The organism is Pontibacillus halophilus JSM 076056 = DSM 19796 (assembly GCF_000425205.1).
GTDB lineage: Bacteria > Bacillota > Bacilli > Bacillales > BH030062 > Pontibacillus_A > Pontibacillus_A halophilus.
In genome coordinates, this window is record NZ_AULI01000012.1 from 86087 (window position 1) to 104643 (window position 18557).

Sequence of the window (18557 nt, forward strand, 5' to 3'; positions counted from 1 at the left end):
GTCCTCCTTTACTTCTCATACAGATGGGTATAAATGTCTCGGATTGTATGGATTCCCCTATTTTGTAGCTCTGCAATAAGATGGGTTAACAATTCTGCTGTCATAATTGCATCATTTAATGCGAAATGCCGGACGAGTTGTTGAATGCCAAATCGTTGAATGAGCGCATCTAGCTGATGATTCTCCTCTGGATATAGAGCTTTTGCTACCGCGTGGGTATCCAAAGAGAGTGGTGCAAGAGAAGGCAGTTTCCAACGTTTCAACATCACTTGTAGAAAGTTTAAGTCGAAGCGAGCGGGGTGTGCGACCCATATAGAATTCTCACTAAATGTAAGGAAATTTGATAGCCCTTCGATAAACGGTGGAGATTGGTTCAAATCTTGTTCGTCAAGCCCTGTTAACTCAAGCGTGAGCTTGGTGACTGGACGAATGGGTCTTACTTGTTGATGGAATCCTTCCCCAACTTCAGCATCTGTTCCTGTAATCTTAACTGCACCAATTGAAATAATCTCATGTCCCACTTCTGGAAGTAATCCAGTTGTTTCTAAGTCGAAGATGGTAAAGGGAACTTCGCTAAGTGGAACGTCTAACATAGATGAATCCTGTTCGAAGGATTGAATTTGATTTGACGTAAGCTCATATTGGCTACCCTGTAAGTAAGGCTTGATCTTATGGGCATAGATGTGTTTCTCAAAGAAGATGTATTTTAAGATTTCCAAGTCTATAGGTAACATAAACGTTAAACCACCCGATTTCGGTTGTAGCTAATTTCTAATACTTGTTGCAAGCGCTTGGCAATCATGAGTGCTTCTCGAACTGCTTTTCTTTCTTGCTTTGAAGTTTGCAACAAACTGTAGTTATTGGATAATGGTACGTCATTACGTAGTTGCTCTAGATTGATCTCAAGGCGCAATTTGAGCAGACGATGCAGAGCGAGCTTCGCGTTTTCTACATCCCTTGGGTGAAAACGTTCATTCTGCTTCAGCTTGTCTAGACGCTTGATGGTATGAACTTCGTCTATCCCATGCTTAATCGCGTAAATTCGAACTGCGTTCACAATTTGCATAATGGCAGACTTCTTCAAATTTAATTCGCGTTGCTTCCCGGTTCCTTGAATGCGACCAAATGGTTGGACCGGAACTCGGAAACGTAGCGTATCTTTCATTAGAAGTTGGTGTAAGTTCAGGGAGCGCTGCATACGCTCTGTCAGGAAGTCACGTAAGCTGTACGCTAGCGAGAAGTCCCCTGTAATAGGTCGGAAATCAATAAAGATGGTAAAGTCACGAATCTCCTCTGCATCCTTTTTGTTAATCCAGTGGGTAATGGTTTCATACCAGCTTGATAGAGACTGGCGCCATTTCGGTTCCCGTGCCATAATATTCCCAGTACAGTAAGGGAAGCCACATTGGTCCAACATATCGTTAATCTTCTCGCCGAATCGTTTGAAGTACGTATCGATTTGCAACTGGTCTTCTTCTGACAAATGAGTGTAATCAGCGAGGATCAGACCGTTATCCTGGTCTGTACTAAAGGCTTGTTCCTTCCTACCTTCACTACCCATGACGATAAAACAGTAATTAATGGGTGGTGTACCGTACCCAGCTTGAACCATCGCATCTTCTGCTAAATGAATGATCTGTTTGTGTAGCTCATCGTTATAACTAGAAATTAATTCTGTTACATCGTAGGCGTACATTTGCTCATCAAGCAACGTTTGAACAAATTGCTGAAACGTTTTGTTATACCTTGGGGATAATTGTTTCACCTGCTCAAAGTTCGTTGCAGTTGAGATTTGGTGTCTTAAATCAAAATAAACAGAATCCTGCATGTTTAAGAACGAGGTTTGACGGAGTACGCCTATTGTTCGTTGTTTGTTCACAACAGGAATAATTCCATTCGGAACATTCTTTAAGTAGGAGACCCCATCAAAGATGAAATCCGTTTGCGTGACTACATAGGGCTCAGTAGACATGTATTGTGCGACTGTACATGAGAAATTGCCATCTTTATAAGCTTTAAAGACATCCATAAAGCTTAAAACACCCATTAAATCATTAGAAGCATCTGTCACAATAAGCCCTCCAACGCTCTCTTCCTCCATTAATCGAACAGCATCCATTAACGATTGTTCAGGACGGATTGTCACTGGGGCTTCCATAAATTCTTTCACACGTCTTTTGAATAAATTCTTCTGTTCATCTTCATCTTGGTCTTTGTATTTAATCTCCTGATACAAAGATTTCATCAGCTGGCTTATCCCATCTAACATGAGCTTTGAGAAGGATTGGTTCTGATTCATTACTTCTAAGAACGTATTTCGATTAAATGCAAGTACCTTTGAATCCTCTAACGCCTCTACAGAGAAGCGCAAATCTTCACTTGTAAGCATCACCATAATGCCGATTAACTCCCCGGGGTAATAGAAACGGAGAGACAATTGCTTTCCGTTGGAACGATGCATAACGTTCTTAGCAAGTCCATGAACGAGAAAGTAGATGCCAGGGTTATCCTGGTCTTCGTGGATTATAAATTGATTCTTCTTGTAGTCTTTGATTGAAGAGTGCTGGAACAACCGGTTGCATTGCTCCTCAGTAAGCAAGTTAAATGGGTGTTGATTCTGTATGAGTTCTAGCAGTTGCGACATTTTAATCCCCCTTATCCCTAAAAAAAGAGAGCGTACCCGAGGGTAGCGCTCATTTATTTTCAAATCTTCCTTTTGTTTTATTGCGCTTACGGTCTCTATGTAAGATAAATCCCCCAACTAACCATAGGCCGATGATAAAGAAAATCAGACTAGCAATCCCTTGTATCCATAGCGTTCCATACAAAGGATGAACAATACCAAATAACGTATCCCTCATGAGTTTCACGCCTAGCACGGCAATCATCACTGGGATCATCATCATAATTACAGCTATTAATCTCCCCATAGATGCTCGTCCCCTTGTCGCATTCTTCCATTTTAAAGTATAACAAAGCTTGAATAAGAATCAAAGGTTTGCTTCTTGCTAAACTATGCACGTTCCTATATAGTAAAGATGTGCAAAACATTGCAAGGTGAGGATGCGAATGAAAAGAGTTCTCGTCGTAGGAGCGGGAAAAGGTGGTACTGCCTTGATTCATCTTCTGTCTGAGACGGAAATGATGAACATTGTTGCAGTCGTTGATAAGAAGAAACATGCACCAGGAATTCAACTTGCAAATCAATTGTCGATTCCAGTCGGACATGATTGGGAAGAATGGCTAAATGATGAGATTGATATTGTTATCGAAGCAACAGGTGAAGAAGAAGTGTTCCAACAGTTGCTTCTATCAAGGTCTCGGAGAACAGTCGTAATCCCAGGGGCTGTCGCTTATATTACAGCTCAACTATTGGAAGAGAAGGAAATGCTAGTAGACGAACTGCAAGAACAGACCACAATCCGAGAAAATATATTAAATGCCATCCATGATGGGATGGTTGTGATTAATGAACAGCATGTCATTACATTCATGAATGAAGCAGCAGAGCGGATTGTTGGACAGTCTCGAGAGGATGCGATAGAGCAGCATGTACATACGGTAATCCCCACATCAAGATTGCCGCACGTCATGCGAACCCAGCGAGAAGAAGTCAACCAACAGCTTGACTTGGAGAACAACAAGACGGTCATTACGACCCGAATCCCATTGATTGATGGAGAGGGGAAAGTGGTTGGAGCTTTCGCTGTGTTCAAGGACATTACAGATGTTGTAACGTTAGCGGAAGAGTTGACCGACTTAAAGGAAGTCAAGACGATGCTTGAAGCCATCATCCAATCAAGCGATGAAGCAATCTCAGTTGTGGATGAGAATGGCATTGGACTTATGGTTAACCCAGCCTATACAAAGATTACAGGGCTACAACGTAAAGAAATTATTGGTCGGCCTGCTACAACGGATATTTCTGAAGGTGAAAGCATGCACATGCAAGTCCTGAAGACGAGGCGTCCCGTTCGAAATGTAAGGATGAAAGTTGGTCCAGCCAAAAAGGACGTTATCGTCAATGTCGCCCCAATTATTGTGGATGGAATCTTAAAAGGTAGTGTAGGCGTCTTGCACGATGTGACGGAAATTGAGAACTTAACCTCTGAATTGAAGAGGGCAAGGCAAATTATTCGGAATTTAGAGGCGAAATACACGTTTGATGACATCGTAGGGCAGTCCAATGAAATGATCTTGGCTCTGGAGCAAGCGCGAGTAGGTGCTAAAACTCCTGCTTCCGTTTTACTGCGTGGGGAGTCAGGGACAGGGAAAGAAATTTTCGCTCATGCTATCCATAATGAGAGTGACCGGAAACACAATAAATTTCTCCGAGTAAACTGCGCATCGCTAGGTGATGAGGAATTGGAGCGGGAATTATTTGGGTACGAGGAAGATGCGTTCCCATTTGCTAAGCGTGGAGGAAAGCGAGGACTCTTTGAAGAGGCGAATAACGGCAGTATCTTCTTGGATGAGATTGGTGAGCTTTCGCAATCTATGCAAGTCAAGCTATTGCGTGTTCTTCAAGAACATGAATTGTATCGAGTAGGAGGGGCGAAGCCAGTACCGATTGATGTACGTGTCATCGCGTCCACTCATATAAACATGGAGAAAGCAATCATGAACGGCGCTTTCAGAGAAGATTTCTACTATCGCTTAAACCGTCTGCCGATTTATCTACCGCCGTTAAGGGAACGTAAGGATGACTTTCGCGTCTTAATTCGCAACATCTTACTGAAATTAAATCAAGACTATGGTCGGAATGTTCTCCATGTGAGTAAGGAAGCGTTGAACTACTTAAAGGGATATGACTGGCCTGGAAATGTTCGTGAATTAGAGAATGTCATCGGTCGTGCCATGATGATTATGGAAATGAATAGTGAAGTGATTGAACTTGAGCACATTCCAGAATTATGGCTTCATCCAAAGGTAACGAAAACATCAGCCATCCATGAGAACCCAGATGCTTGGAATGGAAAGACGCTTCAAGAATCGTTAGACCAACATGAGCGCAGGATATTAATAGAAGCATTCCGAAACAATGGCTTTAATAAGACAAAGACAGCCAAATCTCTCGGGATCTCCATTCGTAACCTGTATTACAAACTAGATAAATACGAAATAGACAAAGACAATATGCAAGACTTTTCTAATTAGGAAACACTTGCAAATTATTGCATATATAAAATAAAGCGCTTTCAATAGAGCGCAAGGGGGAGTGGGGCGTTGAAATTATCGTCTTTGCTACAGCAAGTGAAGGAAGGTTCTAAGCGAACAGTAGCCGTAGCACAAGCTGCGGACATAGAAGTGCTAAAGTCTGTCAAACTGGCTCTGCATGAAAGTGTAGCCCATTTCATCCTTGTTGGGGATGAGAAGGGAATCGTTGAAGCTGCCCAAGATGCTGGTCTTTCATTGGAGTCTGATTCCGTATCAATCGCTTCATCTTCTTATGAAACGTCTGCCGAAACCGCTGTACAGCTTGTATCTAAAGGGGAAGCAGATGTTGTCATGAAAGGGAATATTGATACGAAGACGGTGTTGAAAGCAGTTCTGAACAAAGAATATGGATTGAGAACTGGAAATGTACTGTCTCACGTTGCGGTCTTTGAAGTTCCAGGGAGAGACCGATTCACGCTATTAACGGACTCTGGTATGAATATTGAACCGACTGTTGAAGAAAAGGCACAAATTATTCGAAATTCTGTAAGAGTAGCGAAGAGTATCGGAATAGAAGAGCCAAAGGTTGCAGCTTTAGCTGCGGTGGAAGTCGTCAATCCAACCATGCAAGCAACAGTTGATGCAGCGTCTTTAGCGGTCATGCAGCGTCGGGGGCAAATTACGGATTGCATCGTCGATGGCCCGCTAGCCTTTGATGTCGCAGTATCAGAAGAGGCTGTGGCACATAAAGGGGTTGTTTCTCCGGTTGCAGGTCAAGCCGACATCTTGTTAGCCCCTACAATTGAGGTGGCCAATGCACTGTACAAGTCGTTTGTTTATTTTGCCGGGGCTAATGTAGCGGGACTGATAAGCGGAGCTAAAGCTCCTATCGTCTTAACGTCTCGGGCAGATTCAGCTGAGAGTAAGCTGTATTCCCTTGCCTTAGCGTTATTAACTTCAGAAAGAGATTGAGGAGGACTTAACATGGAAATTTTCAAGTACTTAAATGAGTATGATTACGAGCAACTACTATTCTGTCACGATGAGCAGTCTGGTCTGAAGGCCATAATCGCAATTCATGATACTACACTCGGGCCTGCATTAGGTGGTACAAGAATGTGGACCTATGCAACAGAAGAAGAAGCAATTGTGGATGCCCTTCGCCTTGCTCGCGGAATGACTTATAAAAACGCGGCAGCTGGTCTAAACCTTGGTGGAGGAAAGACGGTAATTATTGGAGACCCTAAGAAAGAAAAGAATGAAGAAATGTTCCGAGCATTTGGACGCTTTATCCAAGGTTTAAATGGCCGATACATTACGGCAGAAGACGTAGGAACGACCGTTCAAGATATGGATACGATTCATGAGGAAACGAATTACGTTACAGGAATTTCGCCTGCTTTCGGTTCTTCTGGGAATCCATCTCCAGTAACAGCATTTGGTGTTTACCGCGGAATGAAAGCAGCTGCAAAAGCAGCATTCGGAACAGATTCCTTAGAAGGACGTACCATTGCTGTTCAAGGTGTTGGAAGTGTGGCGTACAACCTTTGCAAATACCTTCATGAAGAAGGAGCCAATCTGGTTGTAACAGACATAAATAAAGAAGCAGTGCAACGTGCTGTGGACGAATTTGGCGCAACAGCTGTTGAAACGGATGAGATTTATGGTGTGGATTGTGACATTTATGCACCATGTGCGTTAGGCGCGACGATTAACGACGACACAATCTCTCAATTGAAAGCAAAGGTAATTGCAGGTGCAGCGAACAACCAACTGAAGGACACGACACACGGTGATGCAATTCACGAAATGGGGATCTACTATGCGCCAGATTACGTCATCAATGCAGGTGGTGTGATGAACGTAGCAGATGAACTTTATGGATATAATCAAGAGCGTGCACTGAAACGGGTAGAGGGAATTTACGACAATGTAGCACGTGTATTTGAAATCGCAGAACGTGATGGCATTCCTTCTTACCAAGCAGCGGACCGTATGGCGGAAGAACGTATTGAACGCATGCGTAAATCGCGCAGCACATTTCTACAAAATGAAAAGAGCATCTTGAACCGACGTTAAGAATAGGGGATGAGAGAAGCTGAACAAGGGGGGTTAAAGTCTTGCACCAATCATTTCGAATCCTAGTCATAAATCCAGGCTCTACCTCTACTAAAATTGGGGTGTTTACAGATGAGCGATGTATGTTTGAGAAAACAATTCGCCATTCTAGTGAAGAAACCTCTTCTTTCAAACGAATTATTGACCAATACGAATTTAGAAGAAGAATCATTTTAGAAGAGTTGGATCATGAAGGGATTAACTTATCAAAGATAGATGCTGTATGTGGGCGGGGCGGCTTGCTCCGTCCTATTCAGGGCGGTACGTACGAAGTAAATGAACCAATGCTAGAAGACTTGAAGAATGGCTATAATGGAGAGCATGCATCCAATCTCGGTGGGATCATTGCTCATGAAATCGCTAAAGGATTAAATATCCGAGCGTTTATCGTTGATCCCGTTGTGGTAGATGAGCTATCGGCAGTCGCAAGATATTCTGGTGTGCCTGAAATTCCACGTAAGAGTATATTCCATGCATTGAACCAGAAGTCTGTTGCGAGAAAGGTAGCTACAGAACTCCAAAAACCATATGAAGAAACGCGGTTGATTGTGACTCATATGGGCGGTGGAATTACTGTCGGTGCTCATAAAGAAGGAAGAGTCATTGATGTGAACAACGGTCTACATGGTGATGGACCATTTTCTCCTGAACGTGCAGGAACAGTACCCGCAGGAGATCTTGTCGCGATGTGCTTCTCTGGAGAGTATTACCGGGAAGATGTGATGAAGAAGCTTGTTGGACAAGGTGGACTCATGGGCTATCTAGGGACGAATGACGCCCGAGATGTTGAAGCGATGATTCAAAAGGGTCAAGAGGAAGCGGAAGAAATCTATGAAGCGATGGCATACCAGATCGCGAAGGAAATCGGCTCCATGAGTGTCGTATTAGAAGGGCATGTAGATGCCATTGCGCTTACTGGTGGTCTTGCTTATAGCAAAGAACTTGTTCGTATGATTTCAGACCGAGTAAAATGGATTTCTGACGTTCTTGTCTACCCCGGTGAGAATGAATTGCAGGCTCTGTCAGAAGGAGCTCTACGTGTGTTAAACAATGAAGAAGAAGCAAAGACTTATCCTCTCTCAATCGGTTAGAAAGGAGTGACATCACATGGCAGAAGAATATGATTTAGTCGTATTAGGTGGCGGTACAGGTGGTTATGTGGCAGCTGTTCGTGCCTCTCAGTTGGGTTTAACCGTCGCCATCGTTGAAAAGGATAAACTAGGTGGAACTTGCTTGCATAGAGGGTGTATTCCTTCGAAGGCATTACTTCGTAGTGCGGAAGTATTTAAGGTTACACAAGAAGCTGAACAATACGGTGTGGAAACCGCTTCGCCTACATTGAACTTCTTTAAAGTGCAGGAACGAAAGCAATCCATAGTTGATTCTTTACATAAAGGTGTTCAAGGCTTAATGAAGAAGGGCAAGATTGATGTATACGAAGGGTATGGGCGCATATTAGGTCCAAGCATATTCTCCCCGACAGCAGGCACCATTTCGGTGGAATATGCTAATGGCGATGAGAACACGATGCTCATCCCTAAAAATGTCTTGATTGCAACAGGCTCAAAACCTCGTACGCTTGGTATGGAAGTTGACGGGCAACTGGTCATGACATCTGACGAAGCGCTTCAAATGGAAGAGCTACCAGAATCCATCATGATTGTTGGAGGAGGAGTGATTGGCATTGAATGGGCATCGATGTTGTCAGACTTTGGGGTAGAGGTGACCGTACTAGAGTATTCGAAGCGTATCTTGCCAACAGAAGACCATGAAGTCGCGAAAGAAATGACTCGTCTTATGAAGAATAAAGGGGTTAACATCGTAACCGATGCGAAAGTAGACCCTCAATCTCTCGTTAAAGAGAACGGGGTAAAGGTTACAGCAGAGCAGAACGGAGACAATGTAACTTATACCGCAGACCGCATGCTTATTTCGGTCGGACGTAGTCCTAATGTAACCAATATTGGTCTTGAGAATACAGACATCGTTGTCGAGAAGGACGCGATTGCTACGAACAAATTCTATCAGACGAAAGAGTCTCATATTTACGCAATTGGGGATGTCATTGGTGGTATGCAACTTGCCCATGTCGCTTCTCATGAAGGAATTACGGCGGTTGAGCATATGGCGGACCAACAGCCTCATCCATTAGATATGAATAACGTTCCAAGCTGTATTTATTCAAGCCCAGAGGTTGCGAGTGTTGGGTTAACGGAAGAAGAAGCTAAAGAACAAGGGTACACCATTAAAGTGGGTAAATTCCCATTCAAGGCAATTGGCAAGGCGCTTGTCTTTGGTGAATCAGACGGGTTCGTGAAGATTGTGGCTGATGAGGATACAGATGACTTATTAGGCGTCCACATGATAGGCCCCCACGTAACGGATATGATCTCAGAAGCTGGATTAGCTAAAGTATTAGATGCAACACCATGGGAAATCGGCCAAACCATTCATCCTCATCCAACATTGTCTGAGGCAATGGGAGAAGCAGCATTAGCGGTCGAAGGCAATCAAATACACGGATAAATAAAGGAGGGAGTTTCGTGACACAAAATCGTCATGAACAACTAGGCCTTTCAGATGAAAACGTATTGGAGATGTATCGTGTCATGTTATTGGCACGTCGGATTGATGAACGTATGTGGTTATTAAATCGTTCAGGTAAGATTCCATTTGTAATCTCTTGTCAGGGGCAGGAAGCAGCTCAAGTAGGTGCAGCCTTTGCGTTAGACAAAGAGAAAGACTATGTATTTCCATACTACCGAGATATGGGCGTCGTTCTAGCTTTCGGAATGACGACGAAAGATTTAATGTTGTCTGGTTTCGCAAAAGCCGAAGACCCGAACTCTGGTGGTCGTCAGATGCCAGGTCATTTCGGTCAGAAGAAGAATAATATTGTAACAGGTTCTTCCCCAGTTACGACGCAAGTGCCTCATGCAGTCGGAATGGCACTTGCTTCTAAGATGGAAGACAAAGGGTTCGTTACCTTTACTACATTAGGTGAAGGGTCATCGAACCAAGGGGATTTCCATGAAGGGTTAAACTTCGCGGGTGTCCACAAGCTTCCAGTCATTACAATGGTTGAGAATAACAAGTACGCGATTTCTGTTCCAGTAGAGAAGCAAATTGCGTGTGAACGAGTGTCAGATCGTGCAATCGGATATGGCATGCCTGGATACACGGTAGATGGCAATGATCCACTTGCAGTTTATGAAGCGGTGAAAGAAGCTGCAGACCGTGCACGTAATGGAGAAGGGCCGAGTCTGATTGAGTCCGTTTCCTATCGTTTAACGCCTCACTCTAGTGATGATGACGACCGAACGTATCGTGAGATGGATGAGGTAGAAGAAGCGAAGAAGAAAGATGCCCTCGTTACGTTTAAAGCGTATTTACAAGAAGCTGGTGTCCTGACTGATGAGAAGGAACAAGCGCTTGAAGATGAAATCAAGCAACTCGTCAACGAAGGTACAGATTACGCAGAAAACGCTCCATATGCGGACCCTGAAAGTGCATTGAAGTTCGTATATGCGGAGAACGAGTAGGGAGGAGAGTCTTTATGCCAGTTAAATCTTATATACAAGCGATCACAGAGGCCATGCACGAAGAGATGGAACGTGATCCGAAAGTCTTTGTACTTGGTGAAGATGTAGGAAAGCGTGGAGGAGTCTTTCGGGCGACTGAAGGACTATATGAGAAGTTCGGAGAGCAACGTGTAATTGATACACCACTTGCGGAATCCGCGATCGCAGGTGTCGGGATCGGTGCGGCGATGTATGGGATGCGACCTGTTGCAGAGATGCAATTTGCTGATTTCATTATGCCTGCAGTCAACCAAATTATTTCAGAAGCAGCAAAGGTACGTTATCGTTCGAACAATGATTGGAATGTACCTATGACCATTCGCGCTCCATACGGTGGAGGTGTCCATGGTGCGCTTTACCACTCCCAGTCTGTTGAAGCTGTATTTGCGAATCAGCCTGGATTAAAGATTGTGATGCCATCAACACCTTATGATGCGAAGGGATTATTGAAGGCAGCAATCCGTGACGATGACCCTGTACTCTTCTTTGAACATAAGCGCGCCTATCGCCTTATTAAAGGCGAAGTGCCGGAAGAGGATTATACACTTCCAATCGGTAAAGCAGATGTGAAACGTGAAGGTTCTGACATAACGGTCATCACATACGGTCTCTGTGTTCATTTCGCTTTACAAGCAGCAGAGAAACTCGCAGAAGAAGGCATTGAGGCCCATGTTCTTGACCTTCGTACGGTTTATCCACTTGACCAAGAGGCGATTATTGAGGCAGCGAAGAAGACAGGGAAGGTCTTACTTGTTACAGAAGATAACAAAGAAGGTAGCATTATTGGAGAAGTGGCGGCAATCATTTCAGAGAATTGCCTATTTGATCTAGATGCCCCTGTTAAACGACTTGCTGGACCTGATGTCCCTTCCATGCCTTATGCACCGACTATGGAGAAGTACTTCATGATGAACCCGGATAAAGTAGAGAAGGCCATGCGCGACTTAGCTGAATTTTAATCTAGATTGAGGAGGGTTCAACCGTGGCAAAAGAAAAAATTAATATGCCCCAGCTTGGGGAGAGTGTAACAGAGGGTTCCATTTCAAACTGGCTCGTCTCGGTAGGCGATAAAGTTGAGAAATACGACCCGATTGCAGAAGTGATGACAGACAAAGTCAATGCGGAGGTGCCGTCTTCTTATACTGGAACGATTGTAGACCTTGTAGCACAAGAAGGCGAGACGGTAGAAGTAGGCGAACTCATGTGTTATATCGAAACAGAGGAAGCAGGGGAAAAGGAAGAAGAGACTTCTTCTCGGAAGCCTGCGGCGCCAACTGAATCTAGTGCACCAGCAGAAATCTCTGACGAAAAACCAATGAAAAAGCGTTACTCACCGGCAGTCCTTCGACTAGCTCAAGACAATGATATTGATTTAGAAGCCGTAGAGGGAACGGGACGTGGTGGCCGGATTACACGTAAAGATGTAGAGAAGGTCATTGCTTCTGGACAAGTTCCATCGTCATCGAATGAGGCGAAGGAAGAGCCGAAAGCTAAAGAGCCAAAACGAGAAGCTGCACCATCGACTAAGGTTGAGCAACAACCAGCACAATCTGAAGTTTCGACTCAGCCAGGTGATGTAGAAATCCCTGTGACGGGGGTACGTAAAGCGATTGCCAATAATATGGTGAAGTCAACGACCGAAATCCCACATGCTTGGATGATGGTTGAAGTGGATGTTACCAATCTAGTTGAGCTTCGTAATTCATTGAAAGATGAATTCAAGCAGAAAGAAGGCTTCTCTCTTACGTACTTCGCCTTCTTCGTTAAAGCAGTTGCTCAAGCATTGAAAGAGTATCCAGAGTTGAACAGCACATGGGCTGGTGACAAGATTATCCAACGTAAAGCCATTAACTTAAACATCGCCGTGGCGAAAGAAAATGAGCTCTTCACGCCAGTTATTAGAGATGCGGATGATAAGTCAATTAAGGGCATTGCGAAGGATATTACGGACCTTGCCATGAAAGCAAGGAATGGCAAGCTAACTGGGGCGGATATGCAAGGTGGCACCTTCACTGTAAACAATACAGGATCGTTCGGTTCTGTACAGTCGATGGGGGTCATCAATCACCCGCAAGCAGCAATCCTTCAAGTCGAATCTATCGTGAAGAAGCCTGTCTATATGAACGGAATGTTTGCAGCACGTGATATGGTGAATTTATGCCTATCGCTTGACCATCGTGTGCTTGATGGTCTAATCGCTGGTAATTTCCTTGCGAGAGTGAAAGAACTCTTAGAGAACATGACAAAGGACTCAACGTCAGTCTATTAATAAACAGAAAGTAGAAAGCTCGAGAATTTTTTTCGGGCTTTTTGCTATGCTTAAAGTAAAAAGGAGAGTAGAACTTGAACATCTATTTTATCATGGTACCCGCATTCGGACACACCAACCCTACATTGCCATTAGCGAAAGAATTATTGAACCGTGGGCATGACGTGACTTATTATACGGTTCCTTCACTAAAGGAATCTGTTGAGAGTAATGGAGCAAGAGCCGTGGTGTTACAGACAGCTGAAGACCCTGCTGATACAATCTCGAACCGTGACGGGGCACCTAACGAAGAAGATCTTCAAGGCCATATGATGCATATGTTCGTTGAAAATCAGGCTGTCACGAACGAGGTAATGAACCATTTAGAACAAGAAGAGGTGGATGTCATTGTCTACGATCCAATGAGTGCATGGGGGAAAGCAGTCGTTCTGACGACGCAAGCGAAGACGGTATCCTTTAACACCTCATTTGCCATCAACGAAGAGATACTTACAGAGATAGCTGGAACGTTTTCATTTCCAGAACAAGTCGCTCGTAAGATCTTCCTATCAACTGGAGATGAAAATATCGTTCCTGTTCCGTATTCCTTTCAACCTTGGAATCATTACGTGGGCGATGAATATACATTTGTAGGTCCACTAGCCTCTAAACGTAAGCAGCAAGAGGACGAAGAACTTCGTCAATTATTCAAAGAGAAGGAGAAGATTGTTTACATATCCCTTGGTTCCGTCGTTTCCAATCGAGAGTTCTATCATAAGTGTATTCGAGCGTTGGCGAATGAACAGTACCATGTTGTGTTGAAGATAGGCGGATCCACGCAAATAGAGGATTTAGGGGAACTTCCTCGTAATATAACAGTGAAACGATTTGTCCCACAACTACAAGTACTAGAGAATGCCGATGTCTTTCTAACCCATGGAGGCTTTAATTCTACCATGGAGGCGCTTGAATTTGGAGTTCCTCTAATTGTGGCACCGCATATGGCAGACCAGCCCCTTATTGCTCAACAAGTAGAGTCACTTCGGTTAGGTGTTAAAATTGACGCAAATCGGATTTCTGAAGAAGCGTTACGAACATGTATTCATTCCATGCTTCATGGTGGTTACTCTACAGAAAGCATGATGACAATGAAGGATGAAATTGCAAGAAGCGGAGGAATTCCGTTAGCAGTGTCTATCATTGAGTCTAGGAAGAAGGAGTCGTCATAATGAATGATATTACCATCATTGGAGCGGGAGTAAGTAGTGTGTTCTTAGCCGACCGATTGATTGAGGAGAATCCTGAACTTGCCATTCATATCATCGATAAAGGAAAGCCTCTCCACTTACGCCATTGCGGGTTAGATAAGGGGGATATGTGTACGTGCGAAGGGGAATGTCACAAATACATAGGGTTTGCAGGACTTGGGAAGTCTGAGGGGAAGTTCAATTACACGAATGATTTCGGCGGTGAGTTAGGCCGAAAGATTGGGAACGATGCAGCGCTTCAATATATGAAAGAAGTGGACAATGTCCTTTGTCATTATGGCGCGGATGTCGTTCCCATGTATTCGACAGAAAATGAAGCATTAAGTAAAAGAGCGGAAGCCCATTCTTTACAAGTGCGGTCTGCTGACGTCAGGCATTTAGGCACAAGAGTAGCGAATGAAGTGTTTCAGAACATGTATGACGCCCTGGCCCCTCATGTCACCTTTTCATTTGAAACAGAAGTCGATACTATACTCCCGCTCCATGACGGTTTCAAGCTTATAACGAGTGATGGTTCTCATAGTAAGACGAGAAAAGTCGTGATTGGTACTGGTAAGAGTGGCCATGCATGGCTTGAGAAGCAAAAACAGGCATTGAACCTTACACAAGGGGAAGCTCGCCTTGATTTAGGATTAAGGATTGAGATGAAAGGTGACCAACTTCAATCAATCTTAACCGATACATTCGAAACGAAGCTTACCTATGTAGGGGAGACATTTACCGGAACCACCTACTGTATGAATCCGAAAGGGCGTATTATTCGAAAGCATCAGTTTGGCCTCGTTATGCCTGATGGTCAAAATGTGAAAGAGAAGCCAACGCCCACAGAAAATTTAAATTTCACATGGTTCGTCCCTAAGTATTTTCACTCGTCACAGGACGCTCTCTCATATGCACAAGGAATAATCGGCGAAATTAACGGAAATAGTAACCGAATTGTCGTTCAACGATTAGAAGACCTAGTGAAGGAACGAAAGACAACGACTCTATCGTCGACTACAATCGTCCCTTCACTACATGCTGAAGCAGGGGATTTACGTAATGAAATCCCAGGATTTTATTTAGATGCGACGCTTGAGATGTTACAAGCACTTGAACGTCTAATTGAAGAGCCGATTCATGGTGACACGCTGTTGTACGGGATAGATGCGAAGTTCTATGAACCAAAGGTCAAGACGAATGACTGGTTTGAGACGGAGGTTCCTGGGCTCTATTTAATCGGGGATTGTTCAGGAGAAACACACTCTCTATCTCAGGCTGCTGCGAGTGGACGATATGTTGGGGAGTGGTTAAGCAAGCAACTGATGAACGATGTGAGTTCCGTGCTGGTAGAGAATCAGAACGATTGCATAGCCAAATCCAATGGAACAAGTTCGTAAATTCGCTTTTTCCCATCTTTCTACTACAATTAAATATCCTAGTGAGAGGATAAATCCAATCGGAATCCATAGTTCAATGGACACATGGAATACATGAAGCGTGTGGACGGGGGTAACCCATGCACTCATTAATAATAACGGGGTACGACGGAGTGTTCTGCTGAGTGAAAAACGGTTTCCTGTGAGATAATCATAGAATAGACTAGCTAAGATTAATCCAAGAAATAGCAGGATAAATGTCATGATGCCTTCCTCCTCATCGGCTATTTTTGTTATCTAGTATAGTCAATCCGTGTTTATTCCAAACGGGGGGCCGTTCATTTCATAACGTAATGGTTAGAGCAGTATGTAGGGTGCTCATCGGTTCTTGTAATCGTCACAAACGATGGTGATTGTAAGGGGGATTATAATGGGGATTACGAGAGGAGGGATTAGATGGAAATTCGTAAACTTGAACCGGGAGAACGACCGCCTTATGATCTTCTCCTCTTAGCTGACCCTTCAATAGAACGTGTAGAACAGACGGTCAAACTAGGAGACTGCTACGTGGCCTATGAAGAGGAAGTTCCAGTAGGGGTCTACGTCTTATACGAGACCGAGCCTCGCCTTGTAGAAATCACAAATCTAGCCGTGAAGGAATCTGCTCAAGGGAAAGGGATTGGCAGAATGCTAGTTATTCATGCCTTCGAGCAGGCAAAGAGTCTCGGAATGAAAGAAATCATCGTGAAGACTGGCAACTCTAGTATTCCAGTACTTGCGCTGTACCAGAAATGTGGATTTAGAATGATGTACATCGAACGGGACTATTTTGTCATCCATTATGATGATCCGATTGTGGAGGATGGAATTCCCTGTCTAGATCAAGTCCATCTCAGCAAATCCTTACCTTAATTTGAAACGTTTTATGTACTTCATTCGTCTAAGACTACAAGCTCCATTCACTTAACAGAGAAGAAAGCTCAATAAATACTGGAGGAATTGAAATGAAAGCTCTTGCAATTCGTAGTGGTATGGCTATTGTATTGTTCGGCATGCTCATCGCCACACCATTAACGGTGTCAGCGGATGTTGCAGTCGGTGATGTTGTGGTGTCAGTCGGAGAAGACTTAACTCAGGAACAGAAGGAATCCGTTCTAAATGAGCTAGACGTGAGCGGCGACTACATGGAAGTCGTAACAACAAATGACGAAGAGCACCAATACCTTGGAGATTACATTCCTGCAGCACAAATCGGGAGCAAAGCTTTATCAAGTGCAAAGATTACGTATACGAAAAGTGGAAGTGGTCTAGAAGTGGATAGTAGTAAGATTACTTGGGTATCTGACGAAATGTATATGAACGCACTTGCTACAGCTGGGGTGAAAGATGCAAGAATCGAAGTAACGGCCCCGTTCCAAGTATCAGGAACTGCTGCTTTAACAGGCATCATCAAAGCCTATGAAACATCTTCAGGCGAGAAGATTTCAGAAGATGTGAAACAGACTGCGAACGAAGAAATGGTAATGACAGCTGAACTTGGTGATGAGCTAGGAACAGAAGAAGCTGGAGCATTTATGACCGCAATGAAAGAAAAATTGGCGGAGAATACACCTGAAAATGCGGAAGAAATGAAGCAATTGGTTCAACAAACCGCTGATGACCTTGGAATTCAGTTAGACCAGCAAACGAAAGATGAACTAACTCAGCTATTCACAAGAATGCAAGATTTGAATATTGATTTTAATGCAGTGGGGGACCAGTTAGAAGAAGCAAAGCAAAAGTTTGATGACTTCATTAATTCTGAAGAAGGAAAGAACTTTATTCAACAAATTGGCGACTTCGTTATGGCTGTACTCCAAGCAATTGCGGACTTTTTCCGTAGTATCTTCTCCTAATAAGATAGCCCCTCTCAGTTATGAGAGGGGCTTTACTATTAATCACTCATTCGGTTCACTTTCGCTGTACAACTTTCCATAGCAGCTAGAATGCTCTTTCTGAATCCAGATTCTTCAAGTTTCGATACGGCTTCGATAGTAGCGCCACCTGGGGAGCAGACATCATCCTTTAACTGGGCTGGGTGTTTGTCGCTCTCCAATACCATTTGGGCCGCGCCTAGAACGGCCTGGGCAGCGAGGCGATTGGATTGATCTCTTGAAAGACCTTGTTTAACCCCACCATCAGCCATCGCTTCAATCATCATGTATACATAGGCAGGAGAAGAACCGCTAATTGATGGAATGGCACCCATCATGCTTTCAGGAATTACTTCTGCCTTCCCAAAGCTTTGAAAGAGTTCAACAATAGAACTCAACTCTTCTTCGGTAACAAGTTCATTCGAGGATAGTGCGGTCATACCTTGTTGAACAAGGGAAGGGGTATTCGGCATCGCTTGCACAAACTTCATCTCTCGGTTGAACATTTCTGTTAAATCTTGAAATGAAATACCCGGTGCAATCGAAATCACAACTGTCTCATCGGAAACAGCCGAACGTACTTCCTCAATGACATCTTTGTATTTATGAGGTTTAACGGCCAAGAATAATAATTTAGAATTTGAAACGACCTCTCGATTCTGAAGCGTAGTTGAGATGCCGAAAGTTTCTTCAACATAAGAAGTGGTTTTAGCTGAATGAGCACTGATTAGTAGTTGTTCTTGTTGTACGATTCCGGACTCAAGCATGCCACCGATCATGGCTTGTGCCATATTCCCGCAACCGATAAACCCGATTGTCTGTTGCATCAATTATGTTCCACCTTTTTGTATTAAATTCGCTATACGCTTCTTATCATAACACGGTTCATTCAAGATGGGGGAGAAAGCCCCTGC

17 protein-coding genes are annotated in these 18557 nt (G+C 43.8%); 12 read left to right on the plus strand and 5 right to left on the minus strand.

The window, feature by feature from the left end:
* Nucleotides 1-8 precede the first annotated feature (8 nt).
* The 3 genes from H513_RS0112665 to H513_RS0112675 are packed head-to-tail and all read right to left on the minus strand — an operon-like array spanning nucleotide 9 to nucleotide 2930.
* Complete coding sequence (locus H513_RS0112665) at nucleotides 9-719, minus strand: 3'-5' exonuclease (RefSeq protein WP_231572116.1); 711 nt, start codon at nucleotides 717-719, stop codon at nucleotides 9-11.
* Between the two features lie 20 nt (nucleotides 720-739).
* Complete coding sequence (locus H513_RS0112670; RefSeq protein WP_026801090.1) at nucleotides 740-2644, minus strand: DUF294 nucleotidyltransferase-like domain-containing protein; 1905 nt, start codon at nucleotides 2642-2644, stop codon at nucleotides 740-742.
* 49 nt (nucleotides 2645-2693) lie between these two features.
* Nucleotides 2694-2930 carry a DUF2627 domain-containing protein gene (locus tag H513_RS0112675; RefSeq protein WP_026801091.1) on the minus strand — a complete coding sequence of 79 codons (237 nt, stop codon included), beginning with the start codon at nucleotides 2928-2930 and terminating at the stop codon, nucleotides 2694-2696.
* A gap of 139 nt (nucleotides 2931-3069) precedes the next feature.
* Between H513_RS0112675 and H513_RS0112680 the strand changes: the two genes are divergently transcribed.
* The 10 genes from H513_RS0112680 to H513_RS20210 all read left to right on the plus strand — a co-directional run bounded on the left by H513_RS0112680 (nucleotide 3070) and on the right by H513_RS20210 (nucleotide 15751).
* Nucleotides 3070-5157, plus strand: coding sequence for a sigma 54-interacting transcriptional regulator (locus H513_RS0112680; protein ID WP_026801092.1), 2088 nt, complete (start codon nucleotides 3070-3072; stop codon nucleotides 5155-5157).
* 69 nt (nucleotides 5158-5226) lie between these two features.
* Nucleotides 5227-6129 carry a phosphate butyryltransferase gene (gene yqiS / locus H513_RS0112685; protein ID WP_026801093.1) on the plus strand — a complete coding sequence of 301 codons (903 nt, stop codon included), beginning with the start codon at nucleotides 5227-5229 and terminating at the stop codon, nucleotides 6127-6129.
* Nucleotides 6130-6141: 12 nt separating this feature from the next.
* Nucleotides 6142-7236: a branched-chain amino acid dehydrogenase gene (gene bcd, locus H513_RS0112690; RefSeq protein ID WP_026801094.1), complete on the plus strand. Its 1095-nt coding sequence runs from the start codon at nucleotides 6142-6144 to the stop codon at nucleotides 7234-7236.
* A 41-nt stretch (nucleotides 7237-7277) separates the two neighbouring features.
* Entirely contained in the window at nucleotides 7278-8366 is a 1089-nt protein-coding gene (gene buk, locus H513_RS0112695) for a butyrate kinase (RefSeq protein ID WP_026801095.1), read from the plus strand.
* A 16-nt stretch (nucleotides 8367-8382) separates the two neighbouring features.
* Nucleotides 8383-9801 (plus strand): dihydrolipoyl dehydrogenase, encoded by a 1419-nt coding sequence (gene lpdA / locus H513_RS0112700; protein WP_026801096.1) that lies wholly within the window; start codon nucleotides 8383-8385, stop codon nucleotides 9799-9801.
* A gap of 71 nt (nucleotides 9802-9872) precedes the next feature.
* Nucleotides 9873-10817, plus strand: a complete 945-nt coding sequence (locus H513_RS0112705; RefSeq protein WP_081658282.1) for a thiamine pyrophosphate-dependent dehydrogenase E1 component subunit alpha — start codon at nucleotides 9873-9875, stop codon at nucleotides 10815-10817.
* Between the two features lie 14 nt (nucleotides 10818-10831).
* Nucleotides 10832-11815, plus strand: a complete 984-nt coding sequence (locus tag H513_RS0112710) for an alpha-ketoacid dehydrogenase subunit beta (protein ID WP_026801098.1) — start codon at nucleotides 10832-10834, stop codon at nucleotides 11813-11815.
* Nucleotides 11816-11838: 23 nt separating this feature from the next.
* Nucleotides 11839-13125, plus strand: coding sequence for a dihydrolipoamide acetyltransferase family protein (locus tag H513_RS0112715; protein WP_026801099.1), 1287 nt, complete (start codon nucleotides 11839-11841; stop codon nucleotides 13123-13125).
* A 74-nt stretch (nucleotides 13126-13199) separates the two neighbouring features.
* Nucleotides 13200-14333, plus strand: coding sequence for a nucleotide disphospho-sugar-binding domain-containing protein (locus H513_RS0112720; protein WP_026801100.1), 1134 nt, complete (start codon nucleotides 13200-13202; stop codon nucleotides 14331-14333).
* Nucleotides 14333-15751, plus strand: coding sequence for an NAD(FAD)-utilizing dehydrogenase (locus H513_RS20210; protein ID WP_231572117.1), 1419 nt, complete (start codon nucleotides 14333-14335; stop codon nucleotides 15749-15751). Before H513_RS0112720 ends, H513_RS20210 begins: the two co-directional genes overlap by 1 nt.
* On the opposite strand, the gene H513_RS21650 is transcribed toward H513_RS20210, so the two are convergent.
* Entirely contained in the window at nucleotides 15662-15994 is a 333-nt protein-coding gene (locus H513_RS21650) for a hypothetical protein (protein ID WP_154655244.1), read from the minus strand. The two genes, H513_RS20210 and H513_RS21650, sit on opposite strands and share 90 nt — an antisense overlap.
* Nucleotides 15995-16186: 192 nt before the next feature.
* Here H513_RS21650 and H513_RS0112730 point away from each other — a divergent pair, with 192 nt between their 5' ends.
* Nucleotides 16187-16642: a GNAT family N-acetyltransferase gene (locus H513_RS0112730; protein ID WP_026801101.1), complete on the plus strand. Its 456-nt coding sequence runs from the start codon at nucleotides 16187-16189 to the stop codon at nucleotides 16640-16642.
* A 119-nt stretch (nucleotides 16643-16761) separates the two neighbouring features.
* Nucleotides 16762-17625, plus strand: coding sequence for a DUF1002 domain-containing protein (locus tag H513_RS0112735; protein WP_233422722.1), 864 nt, complete (start codon nucleotides 16762-16764; stop codon nucleotides 17623-17625).
* Nucleotides 17626-17663: 38 nt separating this feature from the next.
* Here the strand turns inward: H513_RS0112735 and proC are convergent, their stop codons facing one another.
* Nucleotides 17664-18470 (minus strand): pyrroline-5-carboxylate reductase, encoded by an 807-nt coding sequence (proC, locus tag H513_RS0112740; protein WP_026801103.1) that lies wholly within the window; start codon nucleotides 18468-18470, stop codon nucleotides 17664-17666.
* Nucleotides 18471-18557 lie beyond the last annotated feature (87 nt).